General features: G+C 64.1%; 15 protein-coding genes. 8 read left to right on the top strand and 7 right to left on the bottom strand.

What is annotated here, in order from left to right:
- Positions 1 to 3 precede the first annotated feature (3 nt).
- The 7 genes from fhuB to GM910_RS12325 form a co-directional block, all read right to left on the bottom strand.
- A complete protein-coding gene (fhuB, locus tag GM910_RS12355; RefSeq protein ID WP_159587856.1) occupies positions 4 to 2,001 on the bottom strand; it encodes a Fe(3+)-hydroxamate ABC transporter permease FhuB in 1,998 nt (665 codons plus the stop codon).
- The gene (locus GM910_RS12350; RefSeq protein ID WP_159587855.1) at positions 1,994 to 2,875 is read right to left on the bottom strand and encodes an iron-siderophore ABC transporter substrate-binding protein; all 882 of its coding nucleotides are present in this window, start codon (positions 2,873 to 2,875) and stop codon (positions 1,994 to 1,996) included. Before GM910_RS12350 ends, fhuB begins: the two co-directional genes overlap by 8 nt.
- On the bottom strand, positions 2,872 to 3,174 hold the full coding sequence (locus GM910_RS12345; protein WP_159587854.1) for an ATP-binding cassette domain-containing protein: 303 nt from the start codon (positions 3,172 to 3,174) through the stop codon (positions 2,872 to 2,874). The genes GM910_RS12350 and GM910_RS12345 overlap by 4 nt, the downstream gene beginning before the upstream one ends.
- The gene (locus tag GM910_RS12340; RefSeq protein ID WP_201285486.1) at positions 3,171 to 5,306 is read right to left on the bottom strand and encodes a TonB-dependent siderophore receptor; all 2,136 of its coding nucleotides are present in this window, start codon (positions 5,304 to 5,306) and stop codon (positions 3,171 to 3,173) included. The genes GM910_RS12345 and GM910_RS12340 overlap by 4 nt, the downstream gene beginning before the upstream one ends.
- 130 nt (positions 5,307 to 5,436) lie before the next feature.
- Positions 5,437 to 6,297 (bottom strand): helix-turn-helix domain-containing protein, encoded by an 861-nt coding sequence (locus tag GM910_RS12335; RefSeq protein ID WP_159587853.1) that lies wholly within the window; start codon positions 6,295 to 6,297, stop codon positions 5,437 to 5,439.
- A 240-nt stretch (positions 6,298 to 6,537) separates the two neighbouring features.
- Positions 6,538 to 8,193, bottom strand: coding sequence for a thiamine pyrophosphate-binding protein (locus tag GM910_RS12330; RefSeq protein WP_159587852.1), 1,656 nt, complete (start codon positions 8,191 to 8,193; stop codon positions 6,538 to 6,540).
- Positions 8,194 to 8,197: 4 nt separating this feature from the next.
- The gene (locus GM910_RS12325) at positions 8,198 to 8,941 is read right to left on the bottom strand and encodes a FadR/GntR family transcriptional regulator (RefSeq protein ID WP_159587851.1); all 744 of its coding nucleotides are present in this window, start codon (positions 8,939 to 8,941) and stop codon (positions 8,198 to 8,200) included.
- A 172-nt stretch (positions 8,942 to 9,113) separates the two neighbouring features.
- Between GM910_RS12325 and GM910_RS12320 the strand changes: the two genes are divergently transcribed.
- The 8 genes from GM910_RS12320 (at position 9,114) to GM910_RS12285 (ending at position 16,754) form a co-directional block, all read left to right on the top strand.
- On the top strand, positions 9,114 to 10,031 hold the full coding sequence (locus tag GM910_RS12320; RefSeq protein WP_159587850.1) for an NAD(P)-dependent oxidoreductase: 918 nt from the start codon (positions 9,114 to 9,116) through the stop codon (positions 10,029 to 10,031).
- Positions 10,032 to 10,058: 27 nt separating this feature from the next.
- Positions 10,059 to 11,042, top strand: coding sequence for a TRAP transporter substrate-binding protein (locus GM910_RS12315; protein ID WP_159587849.1), 984 nt, complete (start codon positions 10,059 to 10,061; stop codon positions 11,040 to 11,042).
- Between the two features lie 51 nt (positions 11,043 to 11,093).
- A complete protein-coding gene (locus GM910_RS12310) occupies positions 11,094 to 12,380 on the top strand; it encodes a TRAP transporter large permease (protein ID WP_159587848.1) in 1,287 nt (428 codons plus the stop codon).
- 1 nt (position 12,381) lies between these two features.
- Positions 12,382 to 12,897: a TRAP transporter small permease gene (locus GM910_RS12305; RefSeq protein ID WP_159587847.1), complete on the top strand. Its 516-nt coding sequence runs from the start codon at positions 12,382 to 12,384 to the stop codon at positions 12,895 to 12,897.
- Positions 12,894 to 13,211, top strand: coding sequence for an NIPSNAP family protein (locus tag GM910_RS12300; RefSeq protein WP_159587846.1), 318 nt, complete (start codon positions 12,894 to 12,896; stop codon positions 13,209 to 13,211). The genes GM910_RS12305 and GM910_RS12300 overlap by 4 nt, the downstream gene beginning before the upstream one ends.
- A 500-nt stretch (positions 13,212 to 13,711) precedes the next feature.
- Entirely contained in the window at positions 13,712 to 14,689 is a 978-nt protein-coding gene (locus tag GM910_RS12295; protein ID WP_159587845.1) for a Bug family tripartite tricarboxylate transporter substrate binding protein, read from the top strand.
- Between the two features lie 68 nt (positions 14,690 to 14,757).
- On the top strand, positions 14,758 to 15,222 hold the full coding sequence (locus GM910_RS12290) for a tripartite tricarboxylate transporter TctB family protein (protein WP_159587844.1): 465 nt from the start codon (positions 14,758 to 14,760) through the stop codon (positions 15,220 to 15,222).
- Positions 15,222 to 16,754 (top strand): tripartite tricarboxylate transporter permease, encoded by a 1,533-nt coding sequence (locus GM910_RS12285; protein ID WP_159587843.1) that lies wholly within the window; start codon positions 15,222 to 15,224, stop codon positions 16,752 to 16,754. Before GM910_RS12290 ends, GM910_RS12285 begins: the two co-directional genes overlap by 1 nt.
- The last annotated feature ends 83 nt before the right edge of the window (positions 16,755 to 16,837 follow it).

Below are 16,837 nucleotides of genomic sequence, written 5' to 3'. Positions count from 1 at the left end.
TGGTTACGTGGCGTTGCCAGGCCCTGAAGGCACGCCCCTGCCGAGAAGCCAGACGAGATAAGGCCCTGAAAGGAGTGCGGCGAAAAGCCCGACGGGCATCTGATACGGGAAAGCGGCCATGCGGCCAAGCCAGTCGGCGACGACCATCAGCCCGCCGCCGATCAGCACCGCGCCTGCCAGGTGGCCGAGCCCCACGGGAAGTCCGATCCGGCGGGCGACATGCGGCGCGACAAGGCCGACGAAGCTCAGCGGCCCCACCAGAAGAGAGGCTGCCGCCGTGAGTAAGGCCGACGCCGTCACTAGCACGACGCGGCAGCGGCGCTCGGGCAGGCCGAGAGCGGATGCCGTGCCGTCGCCGAGCGGCAGGATTTCCAGCCAGCGGCGGGCGAGCGGCAGGGGCAGGACAAGCAGAGCGGCCGCACCGGCCGCGAAGGCGGCGTCCGCCCATGTCGCACCGTTGGTCGAGCCGCTGAGCCAGCCCAGAAGCTCGAAGGACTGCATGTTTCCCATGGCGATGACCGAGGTGAGAACGGCGCTGCATAGCGCACCCATGGCGACACCCGCCAGAAGGAGATGGCCGCGCCCGAACCGGGCCTTCGCCGCGATCGCCAACATGAGGGCAAGCGCGATCATCGCGCCGAGAAGCGAGAAGCCGAAGCGGAGCGGAAGCCCCGGCGCGGCGAAGAGAAAGAGGGCCGCGGTGAGCCCCACGCCGGCCCCCGCGCCGACGCCCAGCACCTCGGGGCTCGCCAGCGGGTTTCCCATCAGCCTTTGAAGGATCACGCCGGCAGCGGCGAGCATGGCACCCGCCATGGCGGCCACGACCACGCGTGGACCGCGCCATTGGGCGAGGTCGGCGAAAAGCTCCCCCATGGCTACCGCCCAGCCCTCGGGGCCGCGGCCGACAGCCATGGCGAGGAGGATTGCTACGGTCGCGAAAAGCGCGAGAAGGACGATCAGCCGCCGGGGGGAGGGGGCGCGGTAGGCGGCGGAGGCGTCGCCCATCTGCGGACGTGCCAGCATGGAAAGCCGGGGCAGCATCCAGAGTAGAAGTGGAGCGCCGATCAATGCCGTCGCCGCACCGGTGGGGATGCGCTCTCCGCCTGCTCCCGAAAAGAGCTGCACGATGCTGTCCGTCAGCCACAGGACGAGCGCACCCACCAGCATGGACCCTGCAAAGAGCCGGCCCGCCGTCCGTGCGCCGGTAAGCCGTGCCAGCGCCGGCGCCGCAAGGCCGACGAAGCCGATGACGCCAAGCTCCGCCGTCACCGTTGTCGCCAGCCAGACGGCGAGCCCGATCACGAGAAGGCGAGTGGTGTTGAGCGCCACGCCGAGGCTCTTCGCATTGGCGTCGTCCAGGCCGAGGATGGTAAGGGGGCGGAGCAAGAGCAGGGAAAGCGCGGCCACGATGGCGAGCGTAACGGTGATCGAAATCGTTGCCCCCCACCCCTGCTGCACCAGCGACCCGCCGCCCCAGATGAAGAGCGAGAACATGTATTCGCCATTGGCCAGAATGAGCGCGGCACTTGCCGCCGAGGCGGTGAGTGTGATCATCATTCCGCCGAGCAGCACGGAGACGGGCTCGATGCCGCGCCGCCAGGTCAGCGCGATCACCAGACCTGCCGCTGCCGCGCCGCCGCCCAGCGCAACCGCCTCGCGCGACCACGCCATCGCCGCCGGCAGATAGATCGTCGCCGCCCCCATGGCGAGTTGGGCGCCCGCGGCGATGCCGAGCGTGGTGGGCTCCGCCAAGGGGTTGCGCAGCACGCGTTGCAGCAGATGGCCGCAAAGGCCGAGTGCCGCACCCGCCGCGAGCGCTGCCGCAATCCGCGGCAATGTGCCGTAGAGGAGGATGGCGCGGTCGAGCGTGCCTGTGCCGGCGGCGAGCCCGGTGAAGCGGAATGCGCCTTGGCCGGCCACCTGCAACGCAGTGAGGAAGGCGGCGAGACAGAAAAGCCCGCCCCACAGGAAGGGTTGACGCGTGCGCGACTTCTCAGCCACGGCCGGCCTCCATCGCCTCGGCCATGAGTTCGGCAAAACGCATGGCGGAGGGCAGTCCGCCGAAATGGTTGACCGGCGCGATCACGCCGACGCGACCCTCTCGCACCATGGGCAAGGCCTGCCAGAGCGGATTTCCTTCAAGCCCGGGACCGGCATCCGGCGGGATGGGCTCGACGATGATGACGCGCGCTTCGGGCACCCGCGCCAGAGCTTCGAAGCCGACGGATGCTGCCGCCGAATAGCGCGTGTCGGCGTGCCAGGCATTCTGGAAGCCGAGCCGGGCAAGCGCGTCGCCGATCATGCTGTCGGGGCCGAAGGCGCGGAAATGGCGCGCGTCGCCGATGCTGATGACGAAAACGGGCCGATCCTTGAGCGGGGCTAGGCGCTCGGCATGGTGGACAAGTGTCTCGGCACTGCGCGCGATAAGCTTTTCCGCCTCTTCCTCCATGCCGGTCGCCGCGCCGATGGTGCGGGCCGCGTCTTCCGCGAGCGTGTAGGTCGGGCTTCCCGGCAGATAGACCGGAGCAGAAACGACCGGAGCGATCCGCTCCAGTGCCGCCCGTTCCGGCTCGTAGAAATTGGATGAGAGGATGAGGTCCGGCGTGGCAATGCGCAGCATCTCGTAGTTTGGCGCGCCCCGCAGCCCCAGATCGGCCGTCCCCTCCGGTACGGGCGGATCGATCACGATCTTCCGGTACTGGATCAGCTCTGTCGCCGCGACAGGAGCGATGCCCATGGCAAGCGCGGTTTCCAGCATCGCCCAGTCGATCGCCGCCAGGCGGCTGGCGGACGCTCGTGCGGAGGAGAAGGCGGACAGCCAGGCGCCGGCCGAGAGGGCGAAAAAGCCGCGCCGGCTGAGCGAGAAGCGGCTCATTCCACATAGCCTATGGGCGCGCCGGTTCTCGGGTGCTCCAGGATGCCCATCCCGACGCCGTAGATGCCGGCCAGGACATCGCCGCGCATCACCTTGGCCGGCGGGCAGGCGGCGAGGATGGCCCCGTCGCGCAGCGCCAGTAGCCTGCCGCACATGCGCGCAGCCATGTTGATGTCGTGCAGCACGTCGATGGCCGTGGCACCGCGCGCGCCGACGATCCGTCGCCCGCCCGCCTGAAAGCCAACGCCTTCGAGGCGGTAGAGCAGCGCCCCTTTGTCTCCGTTTGAGCTCTCCGTCACCATGTCGCGTGGAGCTTGAGCTTGATCGAGCGCCCTTCGCCGTAGCCGCAGGTGAGCAGGCCTTGGCAACTGGCCACATATTTCTTGTCGAACAGGTTCGTCACATACAGATCGGCCCCTAGATTGCCCCTCTGATAGCCGATCTTCGTGTCGAACAGCGTGGCGGACGGGACCTTCAGCGTGTTCGCCTCATCGGCCCAGGAAGAGCCCACATAGCGCACGCCGCCGCCGAGCGTCAGCCCATCGAGCATGCCATCGTGGAAGGTGTAGTCGAGTGCCAAGGAAGCCTGCTTTTCCGGCACGATATAGGGCGTCTTGCCGATCAGCGCCTCGTCCTCGTCTTCGGTGATCTCCAGATCGAGCAGCGTCAGGGCGGCGCGCGCCTGCCAGTTCTCGGTGAGGTTGGCCTTGGCCTCGAACTCGATGCCGCGCGAGTTCACCTCGCCGATCTGCGTCTCGGCGAGAAACGGCCCGGAGACGACGTTCTGGCGGGTGAGGTCGAACAGCGCCACGGTGAAGATGCCGTCGAACCAAGCGGGCTCGTATTTCAGCCCCACCTCGTACTGGTGCCCCTTCTCCGGCTCGAAAAGCTCGCCCGTCGGCGACGTGTCGAGCTGCGGATCGAAGAAGGTCGACACGCTAGCATAGGGCGTGAGGCCGTTCGTAAACTGGTAGGCGAGGCCGAGGCGGCCGCTCCAGGCGCTCTCCGAATCGTCGAACACCGACGATCCCTCCGACCGAGTGGTCACATAGTCACGGCGGCCGTTGAGCGTGGCGATCCATCCGTCGCCGAAGTGGATCTGATCCTGCGCATAAAGCCCGATCTGCTGCTGCCGCAGTTCCTGATCGATATAGGGGGTGCGCTCGCCCTGCTGCGCGCCGTAGACCGGGTCCGTCGCACTGACTGGCGTGGACGCTCCCGACATCTGCACCTGGTCCATGTGGAAATATTTGTAGTCGGCACCGAAAAGCAGGCGATGCTCAAGCGCGCCCGTGTCGACGGTGCCTTCCAGCCGGTTGTCGAGAAGGAAGGATGTGGCCTTGGTCCGGTGCTCGAAATTGATCCGGTTCAGCAGATTGTCGGGATCGGTCGGCGTCTCCGAGAAGCCCTGATAACCCCAGGCATAGAGCGAGACCTCGTGCAGGTCGGAATAGCCCGCGCGGGCGTTCTGCTTCACCATCCAGCCGCTGTCGAAGGTGTGCTCGAACTCGTAGCCGATGGAGGCCTGCCTGCGCAGATAGCTGTCGATGTCGGGCTCGGTGAAGTTCGCCTCGCGGGAGATCTTTCCGAATAGCGCGCCGACCACGGTTCCGTAATAGGGCAGGAAGCCGCCGCCGCCATGCACCTCGTCGATATAGGTGAAATTGCCGAGCACGGTCAGGCTGGTCGCATCGTCCGGCGACCAGATGAAGGAGGGTGAGAGGATTCCCCGGAAGCCCTCGGCGAAATCCGTATAGTCGTCACCGCCGGCGATGCGGCCGACAAGCCGCGCATCGAGATGGTCGTTGACGCGATCCTGCAGATCGAAGCCGAGATACGCCTTTCCGGCGTCGTTGATACCGGTTTCTGTGTAGAACCGCCGCTCGCCCGTCGGGCGCTTGCTGACGTAGTTGACAAGCCCGCCGGGATTGCTGCCGCCGTAGAGGACCGAGGAGGCCCCCCGCAGCACCTCGATACGCTCCAGCGTGAAGCTGTCGATGAAGTATCCGCCGAAGCCGTAGCCATAGAGTTGTAGCCCGTCCTGGTAGACGCCGGTCTGGGTTGCCTGGAACCCGCGGATGAAGAGCCAGTTTGTGTCGCTGTCGGCACCGAAAGGCTGGGTGAAGACGCTCGCCGAATAGCGCAGGGCCTCGTCGGCCTTTTCCGCGCCGAGATCGTCGATCTCCTTCCGACCGACGACCGATACCGATTGCGGCACTTCCGCCAAAGGCGCGTCGGTCTTCGATCCCGTTTCCGTGCGCTTGGCCACATAGCCGTCCACCGGCCCGGTTGCCGTCCCCTCGCCGCCTTCCACCTCGAGGCGCTCGAGTGGAGTGGCGCCGTCGGCCTCCTGCGCGTGGCCTGCTTGATTAAGAGCCACTGCTGCGACGCTTCCCAGGAGCACCATTCTTACTGTCTTCGAAATCCCCATTGACCCCTGCCTTAAACGGCGCGGGCCGACGCGGCCCGGCTAGATAAGATGAGCATTTAGCTCAAGTTCACCCGGGCAAGATTGAACGTTCTTGCGCCCGATTGAACGAAATGCCGATGTTCGGCGGGGGCTACGCCTGATGTTCTCGCTGCCATGCGGCGGGTGTCGAGCCTGTGAAGCGCTGGAAGACGCGCGTGAGATGCGCCTGATCGGAAAAGCCGACATCGACTGCGATATCCGTCAGCGAAATGCCTCCCTCCACCAGCATGGCCTTCGCGCACTCCACGCGCTTGCGCAGTTGAAAGCGATGGGGCGGAAGACCAGTCGACGCCTTGAAGGCCTGTGAGAAATAGGAGGGAGAAAGGCCCGCCAGGTCCGCCATCTCCTGCAGTCTGATATTGCGCGCGCAATTCTCCTCGATGAAGCGCGTCACGCGCCGTAGCTGATGCGTGGTCAGACGGCCGCTCCGCCCATCGAGGGCTTCGCCGGTGTCCATGGCGGCCATGAGCGCCGTGACGAGGCTGTGTTCGTAGTTCGGATGGGCGGTCTGCCCAAAGTCGCATTCCTGCGCAAAGACATGGGCGAGCGACAAGAGGCGCGGATCGCGGAAGGTCAGGCGAGGTGTGTCCCAGGCCGTGCGGATCGCGTCGGGAAAGCGCTCCGGCAGCGACTGAAGGTCAAAGTGGATGTCAAGATGCTTGATCCTTCCACCGCCGTTCAGACGCGACCAGATTGGCATGCCGGCGGGAACGAAGCACAACGGGCTTTCCGGACTAAGCGTCGCCTTCGGGTCATCGCCGGGCGAGCACATCAGGTCGATGGACCCGGCGTCCGCCGTCTCCAGAAGAACGAAGAGGCGTGGTGCGCGAGAGACATACTCCCCGACCGCTTCGCGCGCGCATATCACCTCCGACACATCGGTCAGAAGGCTGGGCCAAGCCTTGACCCGCACGTCGCGCAGAAGGGTGACGCCGCGGATCCGGGACTCCATCTGTGGGTGAAACATGGCGGGACAGGATTTCGCAATCGAGATTAGAGCGATTTCTTACTAAAGAAGACTTCAATTATCAACTTTATAGCCGCTGTTTATATGCCTGCGCAAATCCTTCCGGAGCCCCGGCAACGCTGGAGCAGCCGCTCTGCGGGCTCCACAAACGATTTGTTGTCGGATCGAGCGAAGCACGAATGCGGCTGTTCATTCGCGCCGGCCGGCAGGACCGACGCATCTTTCCTACAGGACCAGTCTTGGCGACAGTGCTTTTGGATCGATTTGGAGCTCCAGGATGGCCGGTTGTCCGGAAGCCCTGGCGCGGGAAAAGGCGGCGGGAAAATCCTCGTCGCGCGATACCGTCTCGCCGTAGGCGCCATAGGATTGTGCGAGTGCGGCAAAATCCGGGTTGACGATGGCCGTACCCGAAACACGTCCGGGATAGTGCCGCTCCTGATGCATCCTGATCGTGCCATACATGCCGTTGTTGGAGACCAGGACGATGATGTTGGCGCCGTACTGGCAGGCGGTGCCGAACTCCTGCATCGACATCTGGAAGCAGCCGTCACCGGCGAGGCAGACGATGTCCCGCTCGGGATGGGTGAGCTTGGCGGCGACGGCGGCCGGCAGGCCGTAACCCATCGAGCCCGAGGTCGGGGCAAGCTGCGTCCGCCAGCTCTTGTAGGAAAAATAGCGGTGCAGCCAGGCCGAGTAGTTGCCGGCGCCGTTGGTGAGGATGGCGTCGTCAGACAATATCTCGGAAAGATGCCGGATCACGTTTTCCATCTTCAGCGCACCGGGCGTTTCGGCAGGCTGGCGCCATGTTTCGTAGTCGGCACGGGCCTCGCGGCGCCAACTGCTCGAGGCTGAAGGGGCGGGGAGAGGTGCGGCGGCGAGCTTCCTCAAAAGCGCGGCCGGTCGGGCCGCGATGCCAAGGCTCGGGCGGTAGACGCGGCCGAGTTCGTCGGGATCGGGATAGATGTGGATAAGGTCCTGCGCGGGCTGCGGGATGTCCACCAGCGTGTAGCCGCTCGTCGTCATCTCACCGAGCCGCGCGCCCAGCACCAGCAGGAGATCCGCCTCGCGCACCCTTTGGGCCAGCTTCGGATTGACGCCGATGCCGATGTCACCGACATAGCAGGGATGCCGGTTGTCCAGATAATCCTGGCAGCGGAAGGAGGCGCCGACCGGCAGGTCGTGGGCTTCGGCAAAGCGGGCAAGGTCGCGGGCTGTCTCCGCCGACCAGCCGCCGCCGCCGACAATGGCGAGCGGGCGCGATGCCTTCTTCAATGAGGTGAGAATCTCGTCAACTGCTTCCGGCGAGACCTCCATGCGGGGGACTGCGGCTCTCGGCGCATCGGCGACCTCGGCATACGCCGACAGCATGTCCTCCGGCAGGGCAAGCACCACAGGCCCCGGCCGACCGGACATCGCCACATGAAAGGCGTGGCTGACATATTCTGGAATACGCTCGGTGAGCTCGATCTCCGCCACCCATTTGGCGAGTGGCCCGAACATCTGCCGGTAGTCCAGCTCCTGAAAGGCCTCGCGGTCGCGCTGGTGGCGCGCCACCTGACCGACGAAGAGGATCATCGGCGTCGAATCCTGATAGGCGACGTGGACGCCGGCCGATGCGTTGGTGGCGCCGGGACCACGCGTCACGAAGGCGATGCCCGGCTGTCCGGTCAGCTTGCCATGGGCTTCGGCCATCATCGCAGCGCCGCCTTCCTGCCGGCAGACAATGGTGTCGATGCCACTCTCGTAGAGGCCGTCGAGCGCGGCAAGGAAACTCTCGCCAGGAACGGAATAGACGCGCTCCACGCCCTGTATCTTCAGCTGATCGACAAGAATTTTGCCGCCGTGACGCAGGCCGCCGCGGGCGTCGGTCTGTTTCAGCATGGTCTCACACATCCGCAATGTCGGCGCGGTCAGCAAGCCGTTGCGCCGCGCGTTCAAAATGGTCGCGGGTGGTCTTCCTGGCAGCTTCCGTATCGCCGGCACGGATCGCCTCGACGACGGCCTGATGCTCGGCGAGCACAGCCGTTCCCCACTCCGTCGCCTTGGCGTTCTTGATCGCCACTGAACGCAGATTCTCGAGAATCTTCGCCTCGATCATGCCGATGAATTCGACATAGTAATCGTTGCCGGAAGCCTCGGTGATGGCGCGGTAGAAGGCGAATTCGGCGTCGATACGCCGTTCGACGGCGTCGTCGCCCTGGGCGACGGCCGAAACCATCTCCTGCAGAAAGCTCTCGATGCTGGCGAGCTGGCCGACGGTGCGCGCCGTGGCAGCAAGGGCGGAGGCGTCGGCCTGCACGCCGGTCCGCAGTTGCAGCAGCTGTACGAGCTGCTTGCGCTTTTCGAAACACGCGGGGCTGATGCGGAAGGCGCTGCGCTGCCGGGCCTCGGTGACGAAGGCGCCGACGCCCTGGCGAGCCTGAATGACGCCGTCATATTTTAGAAGCGAGATCGCCTCCCGCACCACTGTGCGTGCGACGCCGAACTGGCCCGAGAGAGATTGCTCGGTCGGCAGCCTGTCTCCCGGCTTCAATTGGCCTGCCTCGATCGCCGAGGAAATGTTCTTGGCGATCTCGTCGGGCAGTCGGCGCGGGCGGTCGATCTTCGGGAATAGCTCTGGATGCTGCACGGGACCTCTTTTCTGCCTGGTTCGCGTCCGGCTTGTCGTGCCGTCCTGGTTACCCGGTCTCCGGCCACCGGACAATCACTCGTACTAGGGGATAGCGATAAAACAGTTGTCTGACAATCTGTTTTATGATTGTCTTGCCGCGAAATCGCATTGCAAGCCATGGGGAGGAACGATGCGGGAGCTTGCTTCGCCGCATGTGGGATTTGTCGGTCTGGGAGGGATGGGCCGCGGTCTCGTCAAGAATCTGCTCAAGCGCGGCATAACTGTGACGGTGCATGACATCGACGCAAGCGCCGTTGCAGGCGCTGTCGGGCAGGGGGCTCGTTCCTGCGACGACGTGGCGGTCATCGCCGCCGAGGTGGATGTCTTTGCCGTCTGCATCACCACCGCGGAAGCCGTACGCGAGATGGCGCTAAGGCCGGGCAGCGTTCTCGATGCGATGCGCGAAGGGTCGATCTTCCTGGATCACACGACGGTCTCTCCGCAGCATGTCGATCTGATGCGCGGCGAATGCGCGGCGCGTGGCATCGCCTACGCCGAGGCGCCGATGACGCGCACCCCCACCCATGCCGATCGCGGCGAGGTCAACGTCCTGTTCGGCGGCGAGGCCGAGCTTCTGGAGCGGCTGCGGCCGGTCTTTGACTGTTACGCCGAAAACATCTTCCATGTCGGCCCGGCCGGCCACGCCATCCGCCTCAAGCTGATCCACAACTACATTGCCTTCGCCAACGTCGCCTCTTGGTGCGAGGGGTTTGCGCTCGCCGCCCGCGAGGGGCTCGATATGAGCAAGGTGATTTCCATCATCTCCGCCGCCGGCGGCAAGTCCGGCATGATGGACCTCTACGGTGAGATGACGCTCAGGCGCGATTTCACGCCCCACATGTCGCTCGCCAACGCTCAGAAGGACATCCGCTACTACGCGCATTGGCTGGAGGAAGCGGGGCTGCCCGGCTTCATGGCGGAATCGGTTCACCAGACCTACGCGCTCGCCTCGATCATGGGACATGCCGGCGAAAGCTGCACGGCGGTGATCAAGGCCTATGAGCAACTGACGGGGGTCGAGGCGAAACTGCCCGATCCAAAAGCCTGACCCAACAAGCATAACAGGGAGGATACCATGCTTGGAAGACGGACTGCACTGGCTGCGATTGGCGCCATATCCATGATGTCGCCGCTGGCGGCGCACGCCGCCGAGGTGACGCTCAAGCTGGCGCATTTCGCGGCCGAGACCCATCCGGGTCACATCGCCGCGAAGCAGTTTGCCGAGCGTGTCGCCGAGCGCACGAGTGGGGCGGTCGAGGTCGAGCTCTATCCTGCCAACGAGCTTGGTTCGCCGCCCGAACAGCTCGAACAGACCGTTCTTGGCGTCGTCGATATGAACCTGCCGACCCATGGCGGGCTCGACAAATACGAAAAGGCCTTCGCGACCGTGATGACGCCTTTCGCGTTCCGCGACTACGAGCATGCCCATCAGGTGCTCGACGGCCCGTTCACGGAATGGGCGGCACCCAGGCTGGAGGAAGACGGGCTCGTGATGCTCAGCCACTGGGAATACGGCTTCCGCAACATCACCAACGGCGTCCGCCCGATCAATGCGCCCGACGACGTGAAGGGGCTGAAGCTGCGCACGCCGCCGGAACTGCAAATCGTCGCCGCCGTCGAGGGGCTTGGCGCGAGCACGGCGCAGATCGCCTTTCCCGAGTTGCCCAACGCGCTCAACCAGGGCGTGGTCGACGGCCAGGAAAACCCGATCGGCGTGATCTATCACTTCAAGCTCAACGAACTCCAGGAGCACCTGGCGCTAACCCGCCATGTCTACAACAGCATGGTGCATGTGATTTCCAAGGCTTCCTGGGACAGGCTGACGCCGGAACAGCAGACCATCATCCGCGAGGAAAGCACCGCCGCCGGCGCCCTGATGCGCAAGCTGGTGGAGGAACAGGAACAGGAGGAGATCGCCGCGCTCGAGGCGGCGGGTATGAAGGTGACACGGCCCGATCTTTCGGCATTCGCGGCGCTTATGGGCCCCGCGCGTGAGCGTGTGGCCGAATATGCGGGCGAGGAAAACATGAAAACCTTCCTCGGTTTCCTCCAGAAATAACAACGGGCCGGGAGGAAGGAGCCCTTCCTCCCGGCCAACGGGACCCGCTTCATGCTTGCCCTCGTCATCCTCCTGTGTCTGCTTGCGCTCATCTTCCTCGGCGTACCGGTTGCGGTCGCCCTCGGCGCGGTGGCTGCGGGCTTCTACATCGTCTCCGGCGATTTCGCAGTTCTGTCGATGCTGCCGCAGCGCATGTTTTCAGCTACCACCGCCTTCACGCTGCTTGCCATTCCCTTCTTCATCCTGGCGGGAAACCTGATGAACACGGGCGGCATCACCCGCCGCATCTTCCGCTTCGCCAATGCCTGCGTCGGCCATATCCGCGGCGGTCTCGGTCAGGTGAATGTGCTGGCGAGCCTGATCTTTTCCGGCATGTCGGGGGCAGCGGTGGCCGATGCCGCCGGTCTCGGCCAGGTGGAGTTCAAGGCCATGACCGACCGCGGCTACGACCCGGAATTCTCCGCCGCCATCACCGCTGCCTCGTCGACCATCGGGCCGGTCTTCCCGCCGTCCATTCCCTTCGTGCTCTATTCGTCGATCACCGGCGTCTCCGTCACGAAGCTCTTTCTGGCTGGCGTCGTTCCCGGGCTGCTCATGGCCGTCGCCCTGATGGCCTCGGTCTATCTGGTCTCCGTTCTCACCCGCATGCCGCGCGAACCGCGGGCCTCGCTGCGCGAAATCGCGGTCAGCTTCGCCGATTCGGCGCTGTCGCTGTTCACGCCGGTCATCATCATCGGCGGCATTTTCGGCGGCATCTTCACGCCGACGGAAGCCGGCGTGGTCGCCTCCGCCTACGCGCTGGCGATCTCCATGTTCGTCTATCGCGAGATCACCTGGGCACACCTGCCCGCCGTGCTCTGGGACACGCTTGTGCACACGGTGCGGGTAATGTTCGTTATCGCCGCCGCTGGCTTCTTTGGCTGGCTCCTGATCCACCAGCGCATCCCCAACCAGCTCATTTCGGCGATGCTCGGCCTGTCGGACAGCCCCGCCGTCATCATGGGCATCGTCATCCTGATCCTGCTGGTGCTCGGCATGTTCCTGGAGGGCATCGCCGTCATCGTGCTGTGCGTCCCGCTGTTCCTGCCGGTCGTGCAGCAATACGGCATCGACCCGGTCCAGTTCGGTGTTGTCATGATCATGTGCTCGATGTTCGGCCTGCTGACACCGCCGGTCGGCATGGTGTTGTTCGCTGTCTCCAGCATCAGCGGTCTGACGGTCGGGCGGCTAAGCCGTGCGCTGCTGCCCTATTTCGCCGGCCTCGTCGTGGTCCTCGTCATCGTCGCCTGGCTGCCGGCGGCCTCCATCTGGCTGCCGACACTGTTGATGGGGCCGTGAGATGAGAAGCGTCCTGACAGCGATCGACCATGCGGTGGGTCTTGCTCTGCGCGCCGTTGCCGGCTTCTGCCTGGCGGCCCTTTTCATCGTGCTTTTCGTCAATGTGGTCTCGCGGACGCTCGTCCTGTGGTCGCTGCCCTGGTTCAATGAAGTTGTCGAGGCGTTGTTCGCCTGGATGGTCTTCATCGGCGCCGCTGCACTCTGGCGCGAGAAGAAGCATTTTCGCGTCGACTGGCTGGAAACAGCTCTGGGGGAGGGGGTGCGGCGCGAAGCTCTGCGGGTGCTGCTCGGCCTCCTGTCGCTTGCCTTTCTCGGGCTGATGGTCTGGACCGGGCTTGATCTGACGCTGCGTAGCCGCGCTCTCACGCCGATCCTGAACATCCCCGTGGCCTTCCTCTACGCGTCCATCCCGCTCTCGGGCTTCATAATGTTCGTCTACAGCGTGGCGCATCTTTGCTGCGACGCTTGCATCTTCTTCACGTCGTCCCATCCAGCAACACAAGAGACCGAAGCATGATACTCGACCACCGCACCTACATCTGCCGCCCAGGCACGATCAGAAAGCACTTGGCGCTATACGAGGCCAATGGCTGGGCGATCCAGTCGAAGCATCTGGGCAAGCCGGTTGTCTATGCCGCGGTCGAGACCGGCGACGTCAACAGCTATGTCCACATCTGGGTCTATGAGGATGCTGCCGACCGCGAGGCCCGACGCGCCGCCCTCCAGACAGACCCCGCCTGGAAGCGCTATCTCGAGATGAGCGCGGAGGCCGGCTATCTCGTCAGCCAAAAGAATCAGATCCTGAAGCCGGTGCCGTTTTTCCAAGCATGAAAGCCATGTCGGAGTGTCAGCTTATCATATGAATGTGTGTTTTATCGTACCACTTGGCTCCCGCCAACCTGACGCGAAATCCGGCGCGGGGGTTGTCCGACCCATGGTCGCACGGATCTCCCTGGCTTGCCGGCGGGGGACGTGCGGACCAAGGAGATTAAGCGAACTGCGGAGGATGGAAGGAGGACGCTTTTTGCGGCGTGAGAGGTGATCACCTGCATCCCGACGGCTTGCTCAGGCGCTGCCGCGCGCCGACCCGCTGCTTGAAAATGACATCTGGCGGCGAGTCATCTTGACGACTTTCCAAAGTCATCATATGACTTGGCGCCACATCGGATCAGGCGACCTGCTTGCCGGGCGCCGTCGTATGCCGCCGAAGCGTTCGGCTCTCGGCGAGAGGAAGGGAGCGGTCCGCCACGAGGGATCGCCCGCCTGAAGGGCGCGTTCGCATGGCTGCGGCGCGTGCAATGACTGCGAACTGCAATTCAGGGAGAGAGAAAATGCACAAGAGATTTCTGACACTGCTGGCCGCCGGCGCCATGGGCGCGTTCACTTCCTCGGCGGCGTTGGCCGACTATCCGGAAAAGGACATCCGCGTCATCGTGCCATGGGGCGCGGGCGGTGGCACCGACGGCATCGTGCGCAAACTCACCTCGATTGCCGAAAAGAACCTCGGTACATCGATGTATGTGGAGAACATTGAGGGCGGCATCAGCGCCACCGGCATATCGCAGGTCATGAGCGCGCGCCCGGACGGCTATACGATTGGCGCACTGACCTATGACAGCGTGGTGACGGTGCCCTGGCAGGGGCTGCTGCCCAGCTACGATATGGAAAAGCTCAAGCTGATCGCCCGTGTCACCAGCGAGCCGGACGCGATCATCGTCGATTCCGACACGCCTTACGACACCTTCGAGGATCTCCTCGCCGCAGTGAAGGAAAACCCCGATTCGGTGAAAGTGGGGATCCAGAATATCGGCTCGCGTCTGCATCTGGCGATCCTGCAGCTCCAGGACGAGACCGATACCAAGTTCAAGATCATCGCCTATCCAGGCGGCGCGGCTCCTCAAAAAGAGGCTATTCTCAACGACGAGGTCGATGTGGTGGCGACCAGCCTCGGCGATTTCGCGCCACTTCTGGAAAGTGGAGACGTGCGCGGCATCCTCGAATTTTCCGAGACCACGAACCCGACCTTCAACACGGTGCCCACCGCCAAGGAAGCGGGCCTCGATCTGCGCATCGGCAGCTTCATCGTGCTGGCGGCGCCGGCCGGCACGCCCGACGAGGCGATCAATGCCATCGAACAGGCCTACAAGGAGGCGCTTGAAAGCGACGAGTTCCAGACCTGGGTCGCCAGCGTCGGTGTCACTCCAGACTGGCTCGGCACTGACGAGGTCACGCAGTGGGCCGACGAGACAAGCCAGACGCTGTTCGACCAGATGGACATGCTGGTCGAGCAGGGCATCATCAAGAAATAGACCGGATGCGGCCGCCGGCGGGATGAGACCTGCCGGCGGCCGCGCCCGAGCTTGTCGGGAGGCCGCCGATGGCAATGCGAGAAATGCGCTGGAGGAAGCGGCTTCTCTTGCCGCTGTTCCTACTTGTTCTGACGACGATCTACGTTGTGGCGACATTCCGGATCACGCCGCAATTCAGCGAGGGGCTGGTGGGGCCGCGCTTCCTGCCGCTGCTGGCAGCCTTGCTCATGTATGCAGCACTTGTTTATGTCATTCGGCGCGAACTGGCTTCGGATGAGGAGAGTGGAAAGGGGGCCTTCTGGCAACCTGTGGCGGTCGTATTGGCGACCGCCGCCTATATCGCCCTCTTCAAACCTTTCGGCTACAGCCTTGCGACACTCCTCTATGTCTACGCGCTGTTTCACATCTTCCACTATCAGCAGGGCCGGCCGCTGCGCAGGCTGCTCTACGCGATCGCGGTGACGGCCGTCTTCTATGGGCTGTTCGCGCTCGTGTTCGGGATCAGGTTGCCGACCCTTCTGGATATCATCTGATGGATTTCTTTCTCGAACTCTCGCAGGGCTTCGCCACGCTCGCCCGCCCGGACGTCCTGGCCTACATGGTGCTCGGCTTCGTCATCGGCACTTTCTTCGGCGCGGTTCCCGGGCTGACCTCTGTCCTGGCGATCGCGCTGCTTCTGCCGATCACCTACAGCATGGATGTGGTGCCGGCGCTGGTCATGTGCGCTGCCATCTTCATGTCGGGTATGTATGCCGGCAGCATCACCGCGACGACGATCAACATTCCCGGCGCGCCGTCATCGATGATGACGGCCATCGAGGGTTACGCGCTGATGAAAAAGGGAGAGGGCGCCAATGCGCTCGGCCATGCCGCCCTCGGCTCGATGATCGGCGGCAGTTTGGGCGCGCTTCTGCTCATGGCCCTGATGCCGCTTGCGGCCAAGGCGTCGCTGCTGATCCAGACCCCCGGCAAGTTCTCGCTGGTCCTATTCGCTCTCGTGGTCATCGTCATCGTCCAGCGCGACGCCATCGCCAAGGGGCTGATCGCCACCATGCTCGGCGTCATGATCGCGACGATCGGCATCGATGTGATGCAGCCCATCCCGCGTTTCAATTTCGGCACCGAGATGCTTGTGGAAGGCATCGATATGATGCCCATCATCATCGGCACCTTCGCCATCAGCGAAGTGCTCTACCAGGCGCACCAGAACCACGGCGATCTGCGGATTTCCCTTTCGCAGGCGGCATCGGCAACCATCCGCCGGCGCGACTTCCTGCCCTCCTTCGCGCAGATCCGCGAGATCGGGATTATAACCTATCTGAAAAGCACGCTGCTGGGATACGGTATCGGCATCCTGCCGGGCGTCGGCGGCTCCATGGCGGCCTTCGTAGCCTATGCCGACGCCAAGCGCCGCTCGAGGCGCCCCGACACCTATGGCAACGGCAGTCGCGAGGGCATCGCCGCGGCCGAAACCGCCAACAATTCCATGTGCGGCGGCGCCTTTGTGCCGATGCTCATGTTCGGCATTCCTGGTGACCCCACAACGGCCATCGTCCTGGGTGTGCTTGTCATCAACGGCCTGCAGCCGGGACCGCGCCTGCTGGAAACGCAGACGGATCTCATCGCGCCCATGTTCGCCTCGCTCTTCGTCAGCGCGCTGGTGCTCATACCTCTGACGCTGTTCCTGCTCGGCCCATGGTTCGTACGGATCGTGTCGATCCCCAAGGGGCTGTTATACGCCTGCATCGCCGTGGTCGCGCTGGTCGGCAGCTATGTTGCGACCTTCTCGATCTTCCAGATGGCCCTGGCGCTGCTCTTCGGCATCCTGGCCTTCTTCCTGCGCCAGCAGAACTATCCGACCGTCTCGCTTCTGCTGGGCTTCATTCTGGGGCCGGATCTCGAACAATATCTGCGCCGCTCGCTGTCCCTGAGCGACGGCAATCCGATAGTTTTCCTGACCAGTCCCGATAGCTTGTTCTTCCTCGCCCTGCTGGCCGTGTTCATCTACTTCATGGCCATTAGGAAACCGAAGCAAGCCGGAATCGAAGGCAAAACGACGGTTTAGAGCGACCCGGGAAGTGTTGGGCGGCTGTAGCTGAAGGAACGCCTGTCGGCGCCGACGATCACTGTCGACGCCGACTCCCGGCT

Origin of the sequence: Chelativorans xinjiangensis, from assembly GCF_009812055.1 — a bacterium.
In the GTDB taxonomy this organism is placed as follows: domain Bacteria; phylum Pseudomonadota; class Alphaproteobacteria; order Rhizobiales; family Rhizobiaceae; genus Chelativorans; species Chelativorans xinjiangense.
Note: the sequence above shows the minus strand (reverse complement) of the source record. Positions and strands in the feature narration are given on the sequence as shown.

What these genes read in the sequence shown, in the direction of transcription:
- GM910_RS12290 (WP_159587844.1), top strand. Translation starts at nt 14,758, where the DNA reads ATGGCAATGCGAGAAATGCGCTGGAGGAAGCGGCTTCTCTTGCCGCTG.
- GM910_RS12285 (WP_159587843.1), top strand. Translation starts at nt 15,222, where the DNA reads ATGGATTTCTTTCTCGAACTCTCGCAGGGCTTCGCCACGCTCGCCCGC.
- GM910_RS12320 (WP_159587850.1), top strand. Translation starts at nt 9,114, where the DNA reads ATGCGGGAGCTTGCTTCGCCGCATGTGGGATTTGTCGGTCTGGGAGGG.
- GM910_RS12305 (WP_159587847.1), top strand. Translation starts at nt 12,382, where the DNA reads ATGAGAAGCGTCCTGACAGCGATCGACCATGCGGTGGGTCTTGCTCTG.
- GM910_RS12330 (WP_159587852.1), bottom strand. Translation starts at nt 8,193, where the DNA reads ATGCTGAAACAGACCGACGCCCGCGGCGGCCTGCGTCACGGCGGCAAA.
- GM910_RS12310 (WP_159587848.1), top strand. Translation starts at nt 11,094, where the DNA reads ATGCTTGCCCTCGTCATCCTCCTGTGTCTGCTTGCGCTCATCTTCCTC.
- GM910_RS12350 (WP_159587855.1), bottom strand. Translation starts at nt 2,875, where the DNA reads ATGAGCCGCTTCTCGCTCAGCCGGCGCGGCTTTTTCGCCCTCTCGGCC.
- GM910_RS12315 (WP_159587849.1), top strand. Translation starts at nt 10,059, where the DNA reads ATGCTTGGAAGACGGACTGCACTGGCTGCGATTGGCGCCATATCCATG.
- GM910_RS12335 (WP_159587853.1), bottom strand. Translation starts at nt 6,297, where the DNA reads ATGGAGTCCCGGATCCGCGGCGTCACCCTTCTGCGCGACGTGCGGGTC.
- GM910_RS12295 (WP_159587845.1), top strand. Translation starts at nt 13,712, where the DNA reads ATGCACAAGAGATTTCTGACACTGCTGGCCGCCGGCGCCATGGGCGCG.
- GM910_RS12300 (WP_159587846.1), top strand. Translation starts at nt 12,894, where the DNA reads ATGATACTCGACCACCGCACCTACATCTGCCGCCCAGGCACGATCAGA.
- GM910_RS12340 (WP_201285486.1), bottom strand. Translation starts at nt 5,306, where the DNA reads ATGGGGATTTCGAAGACAGTAAGAATGGTGCTCCTGGGAAGCGTCGCA.